The sequence below is a fragment of the Bacillus sp. TCT6 genome, assembly GCF_056033845.1.
In genome coordinates this window covers 2,269,682-2,289,105 of record NZ_JBVYHX010000001.1, presented here as the reverse complement: position 1 = coordinate 2,289,105, position 19,424 = coordinate 2,269,682, and the positions used below count along the sequence as shown (strand labels likewise).

The window sequence follows — 19,424 nt, the reverse complement described above, 5'->3', positions numbered from 1 at the left end:
AATAACACATACATACTCTATGTAAATCATTTTCGATGTATGCATGTCTCCTTTTACTATTCTAGAAAGTTAAAGGCAATTCCTCTAAAGAACGCATTAAATAGTTACCTTGCCATTTAATTTCTTCACGATTCCCTTTTATTTGTAGTTCAGGCATTCGATTAAACAAAGTAGTAATAGCAATCTTTGCTTCCAACCTAGCAAGTGGAGCGCCTAAGCAGAAATGGCTACCATGACCAAAGGCAATATGACGATTATTTTCCCGAGTAATATCGAATACTTCTGGGTTTTCAAATACAGTTTCATCACGGTTTGCAGAAGCTAAGGCAATGACAACCATATCTCCTTTTTCAATTGTTTGGTCGTGAATTTGAAAAGGTTCATCTGCCCATCTTGAAGTTGTAACCTCAACTGGAGAATAATATCGTAGTCCTTCCTCAATAGCGGCATCAATTAATTTTGGATTTTCTTTTAATAACTGTAATTGATCTGGATTTTCGAGGAGCGCTAATACCGTATTTGTTATTAAATTTACCGTTGTCTCGTGTCCCGCCACAATTAGTAACATTATCATTGAATATAGTTCCCGAGCGCTAAGTTTATGCCCTTCACTCTCTGCAAGTATTAAAGCACTCACCAAGTCTTCTTTTGGCTCTTTTCGTTTAATATCAACTAAATATTGAAGATATGTAATAAACTCAGATAGTTGCTTTTCAGTTTCTTTTATTTCTTCTGGTGTTTCTGGGTAAGCAATGACAGCATGAGACCAAATTCTAAATTTCGCTTGATCTTCTTTTGGAATGCCAAGCATTTCACTTATTACAATAATCGGTAAAGGGAACGAATAATCATCAACAAGATTTAATGAACCCTTTCGCTCGACTTCATTTAACAAATCATCTGCAATATCCTGTATTCTTCCTTCCAATTGCGTGATCATCTTCGGTGTAAAAGCTTTTTGTACGAGTGATCGTAAACGATTATGGTTAGGTGGATCTGAATTTAACATATGAGTAGTTAAATAATCACTATTGTCAACAGTAAGAAACACATTCAATGTATCTTGAGAAAATACATTGGCTGGATCTTTTTTTAAGCGACTATCTTTTAAAAGTGGCAAAGCATCTTCATATCTTGTGATAAGCCATTCCGCACCTAGTTCAGTTTTATTCACAAATAAGATAGGTTGCATTTTTCTAGATTCTTTATAAATTTCATACGCATCTTCTTTAAATTGAGCTGAAGCTAAATTAATGCCCTCCTCTATTTTTAGTCCAACCTTGTTTTTCATTGACATTGTATTCCCTCACTCTCATTTGTTTTTGAAAACCAACCCAACATATGCATTATACTCTAATAAAAACGTGAAAATTGTAAATTTTTAACCAAAATCTTACTTCGTATATTGAAAAATAAAAAAGTGAGAGAGTAAAATCGTTTCACTCTCCCACTACTCTTTATGCGAAGCACATAAAATTACTAATTTGTTGATAGCGATAACTTACTTTACGACGACGACCACCTTGCCAAGTGTAACCTGATACTCCGTTTCTTCTCACTTCAGTCGGAAAGAACCATAAGTCCCTTCCGAAAGGACCAGGACGATGTAAACGTAAATAGCCCCATCTTCCTAGACAATTACACATCCATGATTTCATATTGCCCGCTTGAGATGGAGACGCAAAGGTAGACGGTAACGACGGAGCTTGCGACGGCGGTGGTGACGTTGGAGCATCTTCCGCATCATCTGGTCTGTAATCTTCTTGTTCCATATCTCTCGCTTCATCTACAGATTCATACCCGTAGTTTTGTGGATTATAATACATCGCTTGATCATATGGATAATTTTGTTGGTTATACATATTAACAAATCACCTACTTTTCATTCATTACCTTTAACATTTATATGTGATATGCCCTCTCTGGGAAGCTTATGTTATAGCCCAAATTCAACTTAAAAAGCTCGTATTATTAAAAATACGAGCCTTTCAAAAATAGAAGGTGTTTATTATTTCCTTAACTTCACACTATAAAAACGCATTTCATCTAACGAACCTTCAAATTCAAATACTTCTTGTTTAATTAATTGTTTCAAGCGATATTCTAAGAAAGTATCTCCAACCAATTGTTCAACAAGACCAAGTGCTTCACCAATTACTCTAGGAGCTTTGAGGAATTCTCGATCAGCACCCACACTTTTCGCGCATTCAATTATAAATTGATCAAAATAATCTTCTTGTACAGAATATACTTCATTTTCTTTCCACACTCTTAAACATTCTACGCTTCCCGATATTCTATCCCATTCATGTTCAAACTTCATTCGCTTCTCTTCAGTTAAATAAGGTAACTTTGCAAAACTTTTTTGGAATAGAGCTAAACTTTCAGGTGGTAATTCTCCAGTTCCACGAATATCATACTCTTGTTTTAATATTTCTCGACTTGCTTCAGATGTATTAATAACTCGAATGTTTTTCTTATCCTTTAATTGTGCCATTACAAAACTTAGGCCTACATGTTCATGTGCATTATCAGCCTTCCAAATTGTAATAGGCGTTTCAACAGGAATAGTATGTAGTTCTTCTATAGTTGCTATAAATCTTGATAAATATTCTTCTTCAAAATAACTATCATAAGCAGTTAAATTATTTATTAACCACTTCTGTCTTGCTAGTTGCCCCCCATTCGTATGCAACTTATATATCGGTCCAATTGAAAAGAATTCAGAAAAAGCAACAACACTCTCTTCAGATAATTCTTCTTGACTTAACATATATGTTAAGCAACCAGCCGTTGAATCATCAAAAGCAATATGTACGTGCGTACTTTCTTTTACATTTCTTTTATAAGTAGGATTACTCGTTAATTGTTTCGGAATATCCATCAAATTTTTAATTGTATCTTCACTATAGTTTTCTTCTAATAAGTTTAACTGTATGAGAATACTTTGAAGTAAATCTTTAACCTCATCCTCGTACATATCCTCTACAGCATTTTTAATTTTATCTATCACACAAATCCCTCTATTCATTTCAAAAATAACGTAGATTATAGTGTATCATTTTAGTATAGTTCTTTAAAGTCAAATCCAGATTGCTAGAGCAATCTGGATTTTCAACAAATACTTTCCTTATATTTTTGAATTGCTAAATATTTTTACTTTGAAAATCCTTGTATCTAAATGTATAATTATATAAAAACAAAAATATAGGAGCTACATTTATGGAGAAAGTACTTACTAATTATAGACATTACTTAAAAAATTGGAGATTTATATTTATTTGCATACTACCTGTTATCGCCTTATTCGTTACTTTCTATGTCATCTTCGAACTACTGTTTCATCAAGATTTCTACTTATCTAACTTAATTTCTGCTATCATATTATTTTTAATATTTACTAATGTTAAAGATAAATTTAAAATTAAAGGCTAAAGAACATTATTTAAAAATAGCCCTTTATTCTTGCATCCTACTATAAAATAAGCCTTGCAGTAAATTTTTACAAAAATAAGAGCACCCTGCAATTGGATGCTCTTATGTGATTAGAAGTTTTTTCTGAGTATTAAGTAGGACACGAAGATCTTGTCCTACTACATAATATATGCTTGTACTTATTATTTCGTGCATATATTAAGCACCATGTTCAGGTACTTAATATATGCATAGTCATTGCTAAAAAAATCTACTCAAATATTCACTATACAATTTCATATTTATAAATTAAAAAACATCCATTGGGGATGTTTTTTATCTAACGATTTTAAGCTTCCATAAACTTAGCCGGTACACCAATTTTTTCAACTACAGAAGATATATTAGTAGGATTAATCATTACATTTTCAATACATACTAATTTATTTTCTAATATCCCATTCTCTGTAGTAATAAGTTCTTCAAACCGATCTAAAGTCATTGAAAATTTGTGTTCACTTCCACCATTCATACTAACTTTTACATACTTCATAGTGTCACCGCCTTTCATAATAATTTACATTTCGACAAGAAGGCGCTTACACCCTTTTTTTATTTACTCTTGGATTTCTCACGTTTACATATATTTTGAGAAAAGAAACTACTATTATTTACTCACAAAATTATTACTAATAAGAAAGATAAAGATAAAAATGCACAAAGTGGAATATATAAACCAGTATCCATTCTAGCGAAGTGCGTATCTTTTTGTCGTTTAAAGATACCAAAATAATTAAACTCACCAATTACTCTAATAGAAAAGACGATCATACAAATCCAGGAACCGACTTGAATAATAACATTAGGAACTGCAAAATGAACAATATTTGCTTGTTGCAACAAAATTATCGCTGCCATACTTAATAATAATACAATGAACAATGTCATTCCGGCACGAGGTGTAAACGCCTTTTCCCCTGATTTAGTTGGTATAACACTATTTGTCCCCCAATTACCTCCGAAACCCCAATATACATGTAAAAAGCTAACTAAGAATAATATACAAGCAGATATATATGTAATGATAAGCATTTTATCCTCCCCTTATTTTATTTAACTTCTCACCTATAAAATATGCTATCCCCCCCCTCATTAGCAACCTTTATTTAATTACATAAAAAAACCGTAATGATTTATCAATATTAAGATAAGTCATTACGGGGTTATTAAACTTCATTATGCATTAAACCTATTTCTTCGGCGTTCCATCCTTGTTTGACCTTGAACTTCATTTTCTTTGTATGGATCTATTTTCTCTGTCATTTTATATGTTGCAACTGGTTCTTCGTACTTATGCTCATGTATCTTTTCTCGAATTTTACTTTTAGATTCTTTCCCACCAAACTTAAATAGTTTCATCTTTAATTTCGGTAATCTCGGAAGACGAATCTTAAATGATAATCTTTTGCGTTTCTTTTTTGGTCCAAGTAGATTTATATTTTCTTTATTATTATCTTTCTCTTTGCGGTGAATGAACATCGCAAGTAATCCTCCTAATACAAGTCCTCCAATTAATAGTAATATATATACATAATGGCTTGTCATTAAACTCGTCATGCGTTCAAGTATGACTAACGACTGTACTTCTTTTATATCCCATAGTAAAGCGGCCCATAATGAGAATAATCCCAAAGTAAGTCCATATGTACGAAAACGAAATAAACATGGAATTAACGCGACACATGCAGCAATTTTCGCATTTGCTATGATTGAGCTTGTTGTAATATCCTGATGCCAAATAACTAACAGTAATGTTATAAATGGCGCATACGCTATCCAGCTGCATATACGTGAATACATCTTTTTAGCAAAATAACTACCGAAACTAGTAAAAAATAAAAGCCCTCCAATATATACAGATTGTTCTAGAGGGATTTGCTTTGTAAGTCCTGCAATTGGAAAGAGGACGCTAAGTAGCATTAAGAGCACATCTAATTTCTTCACCATTCCCCATTCCTTTCAAATTTTTTCAATTAATAAAAATCGCTTTTCCATTTGGTATAGTTTTTGTATTTCTAAAAAACATATTAATCCTGTCTGCACATAAAGTAAATATGTAAACGAAAAGATACTTGACAAATGATATCCTTATTTGCATAAAAAAATGACAAATCCTGATCGATATAACGAGCAGGATTTGTTTACTAGTACTTAAAGTAGAATAATTGAATCTTTCTTTTCTACTTTTACTACATCTACATCCAATTCATCATCAAATTCTTTAAATTCTCTTGCATCTATGTCAGTAATATAACTCTTTATTACTTTTTCCATATGTACGGAATATGTCATGTGTACATTCTTTTTCGAAAGCATACTAGAATTACAGCACATGTAATGTATCATTTTAGCGATATAATCCCTTTCTACAGGTTTTACACCTAATGGTAGAATTTCAATTATATATCGCTGAAAAACTTCACTACAATTAAGTGAATATTCACCAGTGCTATAATACATCCCTTTTTGATCTGCATATAAGCCTATTCTATCTAGAGCATCATCACATTCTATTACACCGTAGCTTGGTACATCAAAACCTGTATTTATTCTAATAATATTTAAGTTGGGAACCTTTAATACCTCTGGAACAATATCAGGTAAAATATCTGTATTAATTTCTTTATTTTGTAACTCTTTTATCCAATATTTTCTCAAATTTGCATCTACAATGAAGTAAACTTGTTCATTTTGTTCTTTTGCATATTGTACAATTTCCATTAATGTTTCGAAAACATATTGTTTAAAAAGAGCCCCCATATCATTTCTCTTTGATGGTTGTGATAAAAATGCATTATGTTTATTTATATTTAATAATACGTAATCAATCTTTTGCCACTCTGTATTCCCATATAATTTATATAAAATTTCTTTTCCTTTTATTTTTGAAAGAATAGGTAAGAAATCAAATTTCGATATTCGTTCAATTGATAAATTAACATATGTACAAGGTAAATTTATCTTATTCCAACTACGCTTCAAAAATCCTTTTTGTTCTAATAGACTAAAAACACTATTTACAATTGTTTTACGAGATACACTTTGGCCTATAAATAAATTAATAAATGTTGAAATACGATTTGTTCGTGCAAATCCCTCTCTAATGATTTGTTTTGGATCAATTTTTTCGCGTCCATCACAATTTTTCATTGCGATTAATGCTAATGTCGCATCACTGCGCTCACCCGCGGTAGCATAGACAGCTTTCGTAACATCATCTACAAGATTTGTTTTATATTTTTGACAATATTGCATTTTATATGGATTTTGTAACACCTTTTCAATATTGTATCTCACAATCTTTAATAATACTGGGAAATCTGTATTCAATACATAAGAATTTTCACCAATTTTAGTCAAAACAATTTCGCTATCAAGTAATGCTTGTTCTATTTCCAGCGCTATATTTTCAGACCAAACTTCTAATGTTAATGTCTCTAATCCTTTTGGTGCAAATAAAGGAAATAATTCATTTTTGTTATTTGTTGCTACCTTTTTACATTCTGGAAGTATTGTGAAATAAGAGAATTTACGCTGGAATTCTTTAAATAAATACTCTCTTTCCTTTACTTTTATACCTGGTTCTATTTTAGTACCTTGGACTTTATATATTCTTTCATTGTATGGAAATAACACCCTTTTATTTTCCCCGACAATATAATCTTTCGGATATTGGAGAATATGGTCTAAATCCAAATCTCCACCTATTTGAAAATCATCTTTTAAATTTCTAAATATCTTAATCCATTTCATGCCGGTTGTAGCTTGTTGCATTTTTAGTTTTACAAACCGTATTTTTTTATTATTTGATGCAAACTCTGGGGTAGAAATCAATATCATCCCTCGTTTTCGTCTGAAAAGTAAAGGAATATCTGGATGATTATATTCTTGATAAAATCTCCGAATCCCTATTGAAATATTTAATAATGGAGCGTTCTCACCACCACGGGTTATGCATTCGAATCGATATACATAGGAGAAAAAATCTTGTGTTTTTTCATCTTTTATTGGCCCTGACATCGCCTCACAAATATTTTGTGATCTAAGAGGAGAAAAATAGATTTCTTCTGCATTTGTATTTTCTAAATATATAGGACGCTCACAAAAAATATGTGAGATTAAAGCGGGCACCCACTTAGAATACGTTTCATTATCATGTAGTACTGGCAAATTAGAAATCAAATCGGATTGCCATTCATATTTTGGTGGCTCTACTAATTTATTTGGTTTCCAATCATGAATAATCTCATACCAACTTTGAAAAATATAATTGAGCTGCTCTTGTTTAATAGGTTCTTTTGATACAATCCATGGTGTATTTTCATTTAATACGTACGGATTATGCTGAATAAACAATATATCAGAAAACATATCATACAGTCTTTCATTCAAACGTTTCAACTTACTCGTTAATAAAAACGTCTTATAATGTATCTCTACGATGTCCAGCCATTCAATAGGAAAGTATATAAATGATACCTTTTCATTTAAAAGAGGTTCTACTATATTTTCAAATGTTAACAACCTTAATTTTTTCATAAAATGATTCTTTCCTTTCTTCAGTTGTCTTGATTATCAAAAAGCTAGAACAAAAGTTACTTAATCTAATCCATTTAAACAAAGTATTTAAAAGAAAAGTAAAAACTATCTACATAAAACATTATCAAACCGACTCTTTTAAAAATTAAAAGTAATTATTATCTACAACACCTCTTAGTATTCATAATTTAATACATTTAAATTATATAATACATATAATATATTGTACTTATCATTTACAATAACTTTATAGAAAAACCAAAAAAGAACACCTTAAATTGAACTGCACCCCAATTGTTAGACACAGTCTAACAATTGGAGGTGCGGTTTTTCTATGGCTAAATTTACAGCTGATGAAAAAATACAAATCGTTCTACGTTATTTGAACGGAAATGAAAGTTATCGAGAAATGGGTAGATCGCTCGGTATAAGTGACACAATCATTTTGAATTGGGTAAACCAATATAAACAGAATGGTCTGGAAGCTTTTCTAAAACGATGTACAAATTACACACAACAATTTAAACTAGACGTACTAAACTTTATGATTGAAAACGGTATGTCCTTATTTGAGACGGCAGCTATCTTTAATATTCCTGCCCCTTCAACGATTTCTGTTTGGAAAAAACAGCTCGAAACACAAGGAATTGATGCCCTTCAATCTAAGAAAAAGGGGCGTCCATCCATGAAAAAAGATTCAAATAAACAATTAAAACAACATTTAGCTGAAGGGTCAGTCGAAGCACTTGAAGCACGCATTAAACAGCTTGAGATGGAAAATGAGTACTTAAAAAAGTTAAATGCCTTAGTTCAAAACAAGGAAAAATCACAAAACAAGACAAAGCGCAAGTAGTCTATGAATTAAGGCATAAATATTCGGTGAAGGCACTCGTGGAGCTAGCTACTATTCCTCGAAGCACGTATTATGATTTAGTAAAGAAAATGAATCGTCCAGATGTAGATGCCGATTTGAAAGCTGAGATTAAAGCGATTTATGAGGAAAATGAAGGTCGTTATGGTTACCGTCGCATTCGTGATGAATTAACGAATCGTGGCCAGAAAGTGAACCACAAGAAGGTTCAGCGCATTATGAAAGAGCTTGGGTTAAAGTGTGTTGTGCGTATGAAGAAATATAAATCCTATAAAGGAAAAGTCGGTAGAATTGCACCTAATATTTTAGAGCGTAATTTTCATACAGATGCACCGAATCAAAAGTGGGTAACAGACATCACAGAGTTTAAATTGTTTGGAGAAAAACTGTATGTATCACCTGTATTAGATTTGTATAATGGTGAAATTATTACCTATACAATTGGTTCTAGACCGACGTATTCGCTTGTTTCAGACATGTTAGAGAAAGCATTGGAACGTTTACCTGAAACGCACCAGCTACTGATGCATTCGGATCAAGGATGGCATTATCAAATGAGACAATACGTCCGTACTCTTGAATCAAGAGCTATCGTCCAGAGTATGTCTCGAAAAGGCAACTGTTACGACAACGCAGTAATAGAAAATTTCTTTGGGATTATGAAGTCGGAGTTCCTCTACATAAAAGAATTTGAAAATGTAGAGCACTTTAAAATAGAATTAGAAAAATATATAGATTATTATAATACGAAACGGATTAAGGCAAAATTAAAAATGAGCCCGGTACAATACCGGACTCACTTTTATCAAGCTGCCTAATCAAATAACCGTGTCTAACTTTTAGGGGTCACTTCAAATCGGTGCTCTTTTTACAAATATCAAGCGTTATGTAGTTGAACATATAGATAACATGAACCCTCCAAATGAAATTACTCCTAGTAAACCTACTATAAATCCTGTTAAACAAATACAATCAGCAAGACAAATAGAAGACTGCGATAATGGAACGAATGACCTACTTGTACTCGACCCATATTGTTTTATTTTTTCATAATTCATATCTAACATTAAATGTAGACATGTTACACCATCCTCAATAGTATGTAGAGATTCTTTTTCTAATCGCTCCAATAATTTACTATCAAAAGAAACTGATAGAGGATACTGCTTATCTAATTTTATATTTTGATAAATTAGTTGCAAACGAGATAATATATTATTTTTCTTCTTTTCAGATGTTACTGTACATTTCATATTATTAAATTCATTTAATAACAGTGTCAATTCATCTCTTTTTCCGTATAAATCTTTAGCTATTTTTCTCTTTACTTTATACGAATGGAAAATAGATTTTAGTTCAACCATATTCATACACTTCCTAATTACATATTATTTACCCAATTATTTTATAGATAAACAGTACTTTTTAATCTTATTTAAAATACACTCAAGCAACTTATTTTACTATCGATTAACATTACATTAACCTTACACGGTTGTAATAAAATCATTAGCTAGAAGGAAGCAATGCCCAAACTAGACAGATATTTAATGATAAAACCATAAGAAAAAAACAATGATTAGATTTTAAATCTAGTCATTGCTTTATCCATCACATCTTGATTACACCTATATATCTTATTGTTACTCTTTCACTTGAATGATTGAATATATCCATTAATAATGACTATATTCTTTGTCGGCACGTACATATATAAAACTAATGTTTTTTAATTGATAAGGTGAAACTTTAATTAGCCCTCATCCATCGGGCTTTTATGGGCAGCCGGCCACCTAACTTCTCTTTGCTCTCGCTGAATTTTTTTAGGGTCTTACTGCCCGGCAAATAGCAGGATAAATGCAATCAATATTCATACGTTATAATAGTACCAGTAGTATCAGTAGTACCACTAAAACCATCAAAACAGTTAGAGCAACCGCCACAGCCGCCACAGCCGCCACAACCACCACAACCTCCGCAACCAAAACAACCGAAGCAACCAATACAACCGAAGCAACCAATACAACGGAATCCACCACAACGGAATCCGCCACAACGACCTCCGCCACAACGACCACAACCCCCACAGCGACGAGCAGCATCTTCAATATAGTAATATGGATATTGATTTTGCTGGTCCCAATAGACAATATTTCCAGATCGGTAATCATTAAGGCTTAACGCTTGTATTTCTTGTTGAAACTGATTCATTTTCATAACCTCCGTTTATAAAATACAACCTCATTGATGCTTCCCTATATTTCTGTTCGTTACATCTAAGTAGAAATAGCGCTATAAACTAAGTTCAATACGTACACCAACAAAGTATGACTTATCACTAGATGATGCACCTTGTTCATATACCTATTTTTACTATGGGCTCATTTTTATAAATAGAAATTATAAAATATAAATTCTAGCGTCATATCTTCATACTTACTAAGCTCAATTAATTTCTCAATAATCACGCGGACAAATCCTATATATTTCCATATATCACTTAGATTTTCTTGTACTGTAAATGCCTTTGCTATAACACCTCTAAGTAACCGGTTTCTATGACGGTTAAGAAATTCCTATAAAGAAAAAAGCCCTAATTAGGGCTTTTTATTCTATTTCTCCAGCAAAGCTCTCTATGAAATTTCTAATTGAAAAAAGACACACTTAGATTGATGCGTCTTTTTGTGATGCCTCTTTTGTGAAATCATATAATGCAATTGCGCCTAAAAGAACAAGTATACCTTGAGGAACATCTAGTAAAATAGTTTTCCAAATTTCTGGAATTACCCATTTAATATCTGCTGCTGTTTCAAGATATGTTTGGAAATAGCTGATTGTAAAATTAATTATCCCTAAAAATACAAACAACGATAAACCAAATCGAATTAATTTCTTATTTGTAAACATATAACACCTCTCAAAATTCATTGGATATTCCTGCTTTTGCTTCTTTATATTTCCATATCTCTATATTTGATTTTAACACACAAAGAACTCAAAAAAATACAATATGCAAATTTGCATATTGTATGAACAGCACTTCATGTTAACTTAGAAATTCCTGCAAAGAAAAAACAACTCCGTTACAGCTAACAGCTCGGGTTTCTTTTCTTATTTAACTTCATACCACCAACATTTACGTTCTTTAATTGTAAAATAAATGTGACAGAAGTTTATCCAGTTAATGCGTAGACAATTAAATGAGCTAAATTATCGATATTCTATTTCACCATATCCGTAGCACTAATGACTTTACGCAAATTTGACAAGAAAAAATATAGAGATAGGTATGATCCATACCTATCTCTAACATTACTTCTATTCTTTATCCAATTACGTCTTTTACGTCTGTATCCACTGGCCACTTTTCTAATGTATAAGCCATTTCCCAAAATGAATATTCATATTGACTGCTAATAATAAAATGCTGTTTCATACGCTTGCGGTCTGCCTCTGTTACTTTTTCAGCAATAGTATCTAACCGTATAATTTGTTCTTCAACTAGCATACGGAACCAATCAGATCCATAAGCAGAAATCCATTCGTTATAAATTGGCTCTTCCGGCTGACATTCTTTTAAACGTTCCCCAATTTCGTAATACAACCAATAGCAAGGTAAAATTGCTGCAATGATATCTCCTAAATGCCCTTCATACGCAGCACGATACATATGTGAAGTATACGCATATGCAGTTGGCGCAGGAATAAAATTATCTTTTTCTTCTTTTGTTATCCCTAGCTTTTTAGCAAAATTCTCATGTAAAGATAACTCGGCCTCATATGTATTTTGAGCATGATGTGCCATACGAGCTGTCGTCTCTAATTCAAGAGCTTTTGCAGCTCCTAAAGTTTGTACTCTAGCAAAATGACTCAAATAATATGAATCTTGAAGCACATAATAGCGAAAACTAGCTAAATCTAACGTTCCTTCACCAAGTTTTTTTACAAAAGGATGGTTAAAACTCGCTTCCCAAATTGAATCTACTTCTTTACGTAATGATTGTGAAAAAGTCATTTAAATCCCTCCAATAATGTATAAAATATAAGTATTTATCCACAATTATTAAAGCTGTAAAATAAAAAAACTTTCTTTACAGGCGTAAAGAAAGTGAAATTGACAGTATTTATTTACTCATTAAATAGCAACGTCTTTCCCACTTCCCTACGCTGGCATTAACCAGATCAGGTACTAAGAGTCTCAAAATCACATTTGATCTCAGCCTATAAAAGGCCCCCCTAGTGGATAAATATTTTGTTTTTATAATGTATTCATCATAGCATACTTCGTGAAACTGTCAAAAGAATTAGTTATATAATCCCCTTAAAACCCTTCTTCTTTTCTAACTTTTAATGATGTTTCAATAATCATATCTAATAGTTTGCTATAACTAATCCCCGCTGCTTCTGCACTTTTTGGCAATAAACTTGATTGTGTCATCCCTGGTAATGTATTAATTTCCATTACATATGGAATTCCATCCTTCACCATCATATCAACTCTTGCATAAACACTACATTTTAATGCTTTATAACAAGCCAGTGACGCTTTATTTACACGTTCATTAATTTCCGCTGGAAGTTCGATAACTTCCTCAACTGTACTAGTATCATCATATTTTGCATTGTAGTCAAAGAACTCGGCTGCATGTCGAATTGAAACTATAGGTAACTGTTTTCCATCCAGAATGGAACATGTAATTTCATCACCTTTTACATACTTCTCAATTACTACTTCAGAATCCCATTCAAATACAGTTTCTAGCATTGAGATCAATTCATTTTTATTGTAAACGATTTTCACCCCGACACTCGATCCGCCAGAGTTTGGTTTTACCACTAATGGAAATCCTAACTTATCTAACTCATCAAGCTTTAGATCCTCCATTTTTGTAAGTTCAATCCAATCTGGTGTTTCTACACCTTCATAACGTAAAATCTTTTTCGAAATATTCTTATCCATACATATACTACTAGATAACATATTACTTCCGCTATAAGGAATCCCTAAACTCTCCAGTGTTCCTTGAACTGTCCCATCTTCTCCATATTTCCCGTGTAATGCGAGCAACGCAAAGTCAATGTCTTTCGCTTTTTCAATTAAATCCATTTTTTCATTTAATGTAATTGGGACTATTTCATACTTATTTTTATCTAAATGAGCAATCATTTCATTCCCTGTCATAATTGAAACTTGTTTTTCAGACGATACCCCGCCCATAATAACACCGATTTTCATTTTCTCAACTCCAAATTTCATTTTTTAATGTATCACCAATTATTTTAATTCCCCGAACTATTTCTTCTTCTTTCAAGCGCGAAAACCCTAATCGGAAAGTGTTCGCCCCTTCTCCATCAGAGTAAAAAACATCTCCAGGTGAAAACGTAACGCCTTTCTCATAACACTTTTGTAAAAGTGTGCGGGCATTCATATGCTCTTCTAGCTCTATAAATAAATGAAGTCCACCATCTCCAGTCATTCTTTTGAAAGGAATGAACTGATTACACGCGCCGACAGCTAACTCATATTTTTTCTTATAAACCGATCTTGCCTTTTTTAAATATTTCTCAAAATATCCCTCATGTAAATATTGAAATAGAACCGCTTGATCTAACGTAGATGTGTGGATTGTTCTTGCTCTTTTTACGCTTTCTAAATAATGAATCAGCTCTTTATCTGCAATAATCCAACCTACACGTAAACCAGGGAAAAGTACCTTTGAAAAGCTACTAATATAAATCACATTATTGCCAGCTCCAGCAAAAGTTAATAAGGGAGCTAAATGTGAACCTGAATAACGTAATTCTTCATTAAATCCGTCCTCTATAATAGGAACCTTATATTTCGAGAATAACCTCATCAATTCCGTTCTTTTCTCTGAACTCGTAACAATACCGGTTGGATTATGATAAGAAGGAATTAAATAAGCAAAATCAAAATCTTTTTCACGTAAGCTTTTTTCAACTTCATTCGTATCAATACCATCCTCATTCATATCAATCCCATGAACTTCAAGTCCATGTAAACGGAACAGCTTTAGTGCAGCGTGGTGAGTTGGATTCTCACAAATGACACGACCGGATTTTTTTGATAAAGAAGAAAGTACAATATCCAATCCTTCTGTAAATCCATTTGTAATTAGAATATCTTTATTCGAAATGTCTACACCTTTCATTTCCATGTAATGAAGTAAATAATTCATTAACGGTTTATATCCCTTTGCATATCCGTAGTTCAATACGATGTCCCCTTCAATGGACATACGAGTAAGAAAAGCTCTTTTGAAGTTTTCAACATCAAATAGCTTCTCATCCGGGGCTATACTATTAAAAACAATCATTCCCTTTTCCCAACGAACACCATGTTTCATTAAATCTAATTCATCCGCTAATGCGGTCACTGTATTAAGTTTATTTTTCCAATCTATTTCAACAGACGAAGTGTTAGATATATCTACCTTCGCAACAAAGTTCCCTTTTCCTTTAACTGCATAAATGAGTCCTTCTTGCTCTAAATCTGCATAAGCAGCAAGTACAGTGTTTCTACTCACACTTAGTAATTCACTTAGTTCCCTTGTTGATGGGATTTTTTGATTCCCGAGCAAGTGCCCTTTCATAATCATCTTCTTCAAATAATCTTTCAATTGAATATAAACGGGACGATCTTTAACAACTTTAAAATCCTTAAACAATTCCTTACCCCCTGCAATCATTTTTGCATATTTATTTCATTCACAAAAGGTCCACGACATATGTATTTTTTATAAAGGGCGGTACGGTCTTACAAGTCTTTTCGATATAAGTTAATTACATCTTTTAAAGCTGCAGCTGCAGCGCCTCGTGGATTAGAAGCCCCACCAATTGTAGTAACTTGTCCCATCGTATCTGTAAAGAACGTAATTCCTTTTTCGGTCCCATTTACTTTTGCTAACGGATGATCTTTTTCTATTTCGCACGGTTCAACATTTAAATTCACATTGCCACCCTCATCCTTATATATTGATGCTATTAATTTAATAATTTTATGTTGTTCCTTAGCATTTTGTATTTGCTGTTTTGTAACGTGCTCGATTCCTTTTATATGTATATCAGTAAGTGTTTTCTCTGTTTCCATTAAGCTGTTTGTCAAAAGTAACAATTTACACGCACTATCTGAACCACTTATATCTAATATAGGGTTTGTCTCAGCAATTCCTTTATTTTGCGCTTCTTTCAGTGCTTCTTCAAATGTCATATCTTCCTCATACATTTTCGTAAGAATATAATTAGTTGTTCCATTTAATATTCCTTCTATTTTTTCAATACTGCAACCGGCTAAACTAAATTGTCCGATATCTAGCGTCGGTAGTGCAGCGGCTGTTGCACCGCTATATCGAATTCGTACATTTACGCCTCTTGCTGCTTCATTTATTTCTCTCCAGTTTGTAACGAGTGCACCTTTTGAAATTGCTACTATATCCATCTGTTTCTCAATCGCTTGTTTCATATATTGTTTCCCTGGATTTCCATCTTTAAGATTTGTAACTGTTGATTCTACCAATACAGTACCACTTATGCTAGTTGTTGCACGTTCCTTCGGATGATACTCTAAATATTTTTCAATTGCAGCGGTACCGCCACCATACATCAATAAATGATGAAGAGATAAGCCGTCTTCATTATGTATTGCAATATTTCTTCCTAATACGCCACTTACAACTAATTGAATCCCATATGTTTCATATATATATGAATACTTTTCATTTAATAATTTTATAAACTCTCTGCCTACTGTTCCGTATCCTGATAATACAACTTGAATCTTCATAATATCCCCCCATATTTTTCTACCAAACCCCTCTTTCAATATAATATAAAGCGCTCTCGAATTCCATCGAGAGCGCTTTATTATTACTTATTTCGGTAAACGTGATAGCTTTTCAGCAATTGTTCTATAAAACTCTTGAATGCTAGAAAAACCTAACGAGTCTGAAACACTTAATCCTACCATGTCGAGATGATCCCAATTCGCTTTCGTTTCGATATGATTCCATTTTCCAACCTGTAATGACTCATGATTATTTACAGCAACATTAGAAATTGGTGCAATCATAGAATTGGTATTTACTACACCATCATTTTGCCACCAAGAAGTATCAACTAACGGACGGTTTTCTTCATATCTCGCATAAGAACCTAAGAAAAATGCATTCCCCATCAACACTTTATTCATCGTTATATGAGGCAAATGTAAACCTGTAATAGGTGCTGCTTGTGATGCATGTCCACTATAAGATAAGTAATAAACATCCGGTTGCGTCTTTACCCAATTATTTAACTCCTTTGCACCATCTGTACTTAAATCCCATTGACTTATATCTTTTGTATTTTTCCAAAGTGAACTATTTAGAATACGATTACTATATTGGAAAAAGGACTCTCCAGCAATCTTCTTTATACCCCATTGATCCAATTTAAAATCATATAAAGATAAATTATTGTTTCCTCCAAAGCTCGCAGCTGTAATGAGTAAATCTTTAACGAACGGCAGCAGAAGACTACCATCCGCAAGTGTTGTACCGTTGTGAGGGGTTGCTAATGTTGTAACACTATGAACATATGATTTTCCACCTTCAAATAGTGGTGATATTTTGGTGTCTGGGTGATTTTTCGCATAATTCTTTTCTTCAAAACTACCTTCTTTTAATAGCTGTACTAATGTTCTAATCGTTTGTCCACCCATGCTATGCCCAACTAAATGAACTTTATTTGTTTCACTCCAATTCGGCGTAAAACCACTATAAGTTCTGCCAAAACGATTATGTCCATGTTTCTCAGCATGCGAGGCACCATAGTCTACTGTGCCACCGCTAATTTGCGCATACAATTCACATGCACGATCCCAGTTACTAGAAACAGGTCCAACAGCTGCGGTATGTACCGTATAACCATTTCGTTTCAAATCTTCCTGTATATCATGAACACCACCCCAATACTTTACGCCAAGCATTTCTTCTCTACCCCATCCAGCAAATCCATTCACCAATATGATAGGATAATTATTTGGTTGCCTCTCTTCAGCATATGATATTTTCGCTGCGAATGAACATAAGGTCACTAATGCGAAAAAACATATTTTTAAAAATAACTTCCCCATACTTTCTCCCCCTAATAAAACGTTTACATTTTTCTCCTAAAAATTAACAGAATGTTTTAACAACTTAAACATAATGTAAAGTATTTTATATACGTTGTATATATAGAAAACATATACAATTGTTGATAAATATTAATTCAAGTGAACATTTACTTTTTACAATACAACTTGTAAATCTGTTTATTTGAATTTATAATTAGATATAGTTTCCTCATGTTAAAAAGATTTAAAAACCATAAGAAAACTAATCTCATTGCTTGAAAAGGAGGAAAAAGCATGCAAATCGGATCAAATATTCATACATTATCTCAACCTACTAAAATAACTCCATCTACTCTTGAGCATAATACTATCTCTTCTACTAAACTGGAAAGTAAGAAAGTAAATGATCCTATCAAGTTTGATATTCGTTCATCTGAAAAAGAAATGAAACAGCCTGAGCATAAATTTAATGAATTAGATTTATGGAAGATGTTAAAGGATAAAGGTGTTCCTTTATGGATAATCCTTGAAATGCTACAAAAGGCTCGTAAAGAAAAAGAAGCCCAAAATAATTCAGTTCAAAATTCAAATGCGATTGAGGAAACAAACGAGACTCGATTAAATGAAGTAATGTAAAGCATAATATTTGATTGGTCTACAAACTAAAAAGAGTTCGGGGGTGATAAAGTTTCTATCAACCTCGAACTCTTTTTTTATGATTTTTCTCCAATCGTTACAAACTGGAAAGATACTTTTCCTTCCAAACCTTTAATTAGTTTTTTTACTTTAACATTTTCATTAACCAATGTATTATCTGTCGACATTTTAGGTTTTTCGTCACCTAGAGATTTTTTCAAATGAAGAAGATGCATTTTCATTTCATTTGCCTTTATTTCTTTATACACACTATTTTTTGCTACAATCATATACCATTCCGTTGAATATTTACGATTGTTACCTATCCAAGCATCACTATCGTATGTAACAGGAATCTCTTCCCCTCCTATTTTAATACTTTTCATAGTCTTATCGTCTTCACTTGTAAATAATAGTGACCCTTCTTTTGGGAATTTCGGTAACGTATCTATAATATAATTGGAGCCATTATCTTGTTTTCGAAAAAGTTTTTCTTTAATCAATGCTTGTGCTGTAGATTCATTTAAAATTAAGACATTTCCATTTCCAACTTCCCCTTTTTTCACAGAAAACACTTCATTTTCTTCCGTAATTTCCTGATAACGATTAATAATTGGTGAAATATTATTTTCATCTCCAATAATTAATACACCGTTTGCAGGAAATGAGTTGTCCTTTTTAGAACATGCACTAAAGCTTATTAAAAGTATTATAGTTAACATAAAAATAGTTAATATTCTTTTCATCACGATTCCTTTCATCATACAGTTCATTTTTCCACATACTTTA

Annotated in this window: 19 protein-coding genes, 1 pseudogene and 1 riboswitch; of the genes and pseudogenes, 3 read left to right on the top strand and 17 right to left on the bottom strand. The window is 32.5% G+C overall.

Going from position 1 to position 19,424, the window contains the following annotated elements:
- Window positions 1-61: 61 nt before the first annotated feature.
- From cypA to AC0ONG_RS11565, 3 genes are all read right to left on the bottom strand, one after another.
- On the bottom strand, window positions 62-1,297 hold the full coding sequence (gene cypA / locus AC0ONG_RS11575; RefSeq protein ID WP_000062093.1) for a cytochrome P450: 1,236 nt from the start codon (window positions 1,295-1,297) through the stop codon (window positions 62-64).
- Window positions 1,298-1,457: 160 nt separating this feature from the next.
- Entirely contained in the window at window positions 1,458-1,862 is a 405-nt protein-coding gene (locus tag AC0ONG_RS11570; RefSeq protein ID WP_000282691.1) for a hypothetical protein, read from the bottom strand.
- Between the two features lie 146 nt (window positions 1,863-2,008).
- Window positions 2,009-3,013: a DUF1835 domain-containing protein gene (locus AC0ONG_RS11565; protein WP_000565700.1), complete on the bottom strand. Its 1,005-nt coding sequence runs from the start codon at window positions 3,011-3,013 to the stop codon at window positions 2,009-2,011.
- Window positions 3,014-3,222: 209 nt separating this feature from the next.
- Between AC0ONG_RS11565 and AC0ONG_RS11560 the strand changes: the two genes are divergently transcribed.
- Entirely contained in the window at window positions 3,223-3,435 is a 213-nt protein-coding gene (locus AC0ONG_RS11560; protein WP_000416836.1) for a hypothetical protein, read from the top strand.
- Between the two features lie 328 nt (window positions 3,436-3,763).
- On the opposite strand, the gene AC0ONG_RS11555 is transcribed toward AC0ONG_RS11560, so the two are convergent.
- The 4 genes from AC0ONG_RS11555 to AC0ONG_RS11540 form a co-directional block, all read right to left on the bottom strand.
- Window positions 3,764-3,967 (bottom strand): hypothetical protein, encoded by a 204-nt coding sequence (locus AC0ONG_RS11555; RefSeq protein WP_000878369.1) that lies wholly within the window; start codon window positions 3,965-3,967, stop codon window positions 3,764-3,766.
- 122 nt (window positions 3,968-4,089) lie between these two features.
- Window positions 4,090-4,506 (bottom strand): DUF3995 domain-containing protein, encoded by a 417-nt coding sequence (locus tag AC0ONG_RS11550; RefSeq protein ID WP_016077599.1) that lies wholly within the window; start codon window positions 4,504-4,506, stop codon window positions 4,090-4,092.
- A 144-nt stretch (window positions 4,507-4,650) separates the two neighbouring features.
- A complete protein-coding gene (locus tag AC0ONG_RS11545) occupies window positions 4,651-5,418 on the bottom strand; it encodes a DUF3959 family protein (protein ID WP_033668957.1) in 768 nt (255 codons plus the stop codon).
- 207 nt (window positions 5,419-5,625) lie between these two features.
- Window positions 5,626-8,013 carry an RNaseH domain-containing protein gene (locus tag AC0ONG_RS11540; RefSeq protein WP_081143677.1) on the bottom strand — a complete coding sequence of 796 codons (2,388 nt, stop codon included), beginning with the start codon at window positions 8,011-8,013 and terminating at the stop codon, window positions 5,626-5,628.
- 334 nt (window positions 8,014-8,347) lie between these two features.
- On the opposite strand from AC0ONG_RS11540, the gene AC0ONG_RS11535 reads away from it, so the two are divergent.
- Window positions 8,348-9,702, top strand: a protein-coding gene (locus AC0ONG_RS11535; protein ID WP_085959122.1) for an IS3 family transposase whose coding sequence is annotated in 2 segments (ribosomal slippage) — window positions 8,348-8,801 and window positions 8,801-9,702 — 1,356 coding nt in all. Because the reading frame shifts where the segments join, the coding sequence is not laid out codon by codon here.
- 66 nt (window positions 9,703-9,768) lie between these two features.
- Here the strand turns inward: AC0ONG_RS11535 and AC0ONG_RS11530 are convergent.
- From AC0ONG_RS11530 to AC0ONG_RS11490, 9 genes and pseudogenes are all read right to left on the bottom strand, one after another.
- Window positions 9,769-10,254: a hypothetical protein gene (locus AC0ONG_RS11530; protein WP_002082715.1), complete on the bottom strand. Its 486-nt coding sequence runs from the start codon at window positions 10,252-10,254 to the stop codon at window positions 9,769-9,771.
- Window positions 10,255-10,463: 209 nt separating this feature from the next.
- Window positions 10,464-10,595: pseudogene (locus tag AC0ONG_RS11525) on the bottom strand (site-specific integrase); the annotation flags it as partial.
- Window positions 10,596-10,747: 152 nt separating this feature from the next.
- Window positions 10,748-11,095 (bottom strand): heterocycloanthracin/sonorensin family bacteriocin, encoded by a 348-nt coding sequence (locus AC0ONG_RS11520; protein ID WP_474203588.1) that lies wholly within the window; start codon window positions 11,093-11,095, stop codon window positions 10,748-10,750.
- Window positions 11,096-11,548: 453 nt separating this feature from the next.
- Entirely contained in the window at window positions 11,549-11,812 is a 264-nt protein-coding gene (locus tag AC0ONG_RS11515) for a DUF3937 domain-containing protein (RefSeq protein WP_002082716.1), read from the bottom strand.
- A 397-nt stretch (window positions 11,813-12,209) separates the two neighbouring features.
- On the bottom strand, window positions 12,210-12,899 hold the full coding sequence (tenA, locus tag AC0ONG_RS11510) for a thiaminase II (RefSeq protein WP_016077644.1): 690 nt from the start codon (window positions 12,897-12,899) through the stop codon (window positions 12,210-12,212).
- 127 nt (window positions 12,900-13,026) lie between these two features.
- Window positions 13,027-13,132, bottom strand: a riboswitch (TPP riboswitch).
- 73 nt (window positions 13,133-13,205) lie between these two features.
- Entirely contained in the window at window positions 13,206-14,120 is a 915-nt protein-coding gene (locus AC0ONG_RS11505) for a D-alanine--D-alanine ligase (RefSeq protein ID WP_016077645.1), read from the bottom strand.
- Window positions 14,121-14,124: 4 nt separating this feature from the next.
- The gene (pdxR, locus tag AC0ONG_RS11500; RefSeq protein ID WP_000471637.1) at window positions 14,125-15,573 is read right to left on the bottom strand and encodes a MocR-like pyridoxine biosynthesis transcription factor PdxR; all 1,449 of its coding nucleotides are present in this window, start codon (window positions 15,571-15,573) and stop codon (window positions 14,125-14,127) included.
- Window positions 15,574-15,662: 89 nt separating this feature from the next.
- Window positions 15,663-16,688, bottom strand: coding sequence for a homoserine dehydrogenase (locus AC0ONG_RS11495; RefSeq protein ID WP_000701766.1), 1,026 nt, complete (start codon window positions 16,686-16,688; stop codon window positions 15,663-15,665).
- Between the two features lie 87 nt (window positions 16,689-16,775).
- Entirely contained in the window at window positions 16,776-18,017 is a 1,242-nt protein-coding gene (locus AC0ONG_RS11490) for an esterase/lipase family protein (protein ID WP_000517056.1), read from the bottom strand.
- A 276-nt stretch (window positions 18,018-18,293) separates the two neighbouring features.
- On the opposite strand from AC0ONG_RS11490, the gene AC0ONG_RS11485 reads away from it, so the two are divergent.
- On the top strand, window positions 18,294-18,635 hold the full coding sequence (locus AC0ONG_RS11485; RefSeq protein ID WP_001165517.1) for a DUF3914 domain-containing protein: 342 nt from the start codon (window positions 18,294-18,296) through the stop codon (window positions 18,633-18,635).
- 77 nt (window positions 18,636-18,712) lie between these two features.
- Here AC0ONG_RS11485 and AC0ONG_RS11480 read toward each other — a convergent pair whose 3' ends face one another.
- Window positions 18,713-19,396, bottom strand: a complete 684-nt coding sequence (locus AC0ONG_RS11480; RefSeq protein ID WP_231130553.1) for a lipoprotein BA_5634 family protein — start codon at window positions 19,394-19,396, stop codon at window positions 18,713-18,715.
- Window positions 19,397-19,424 lie beyond the last annotated feature (28 nt).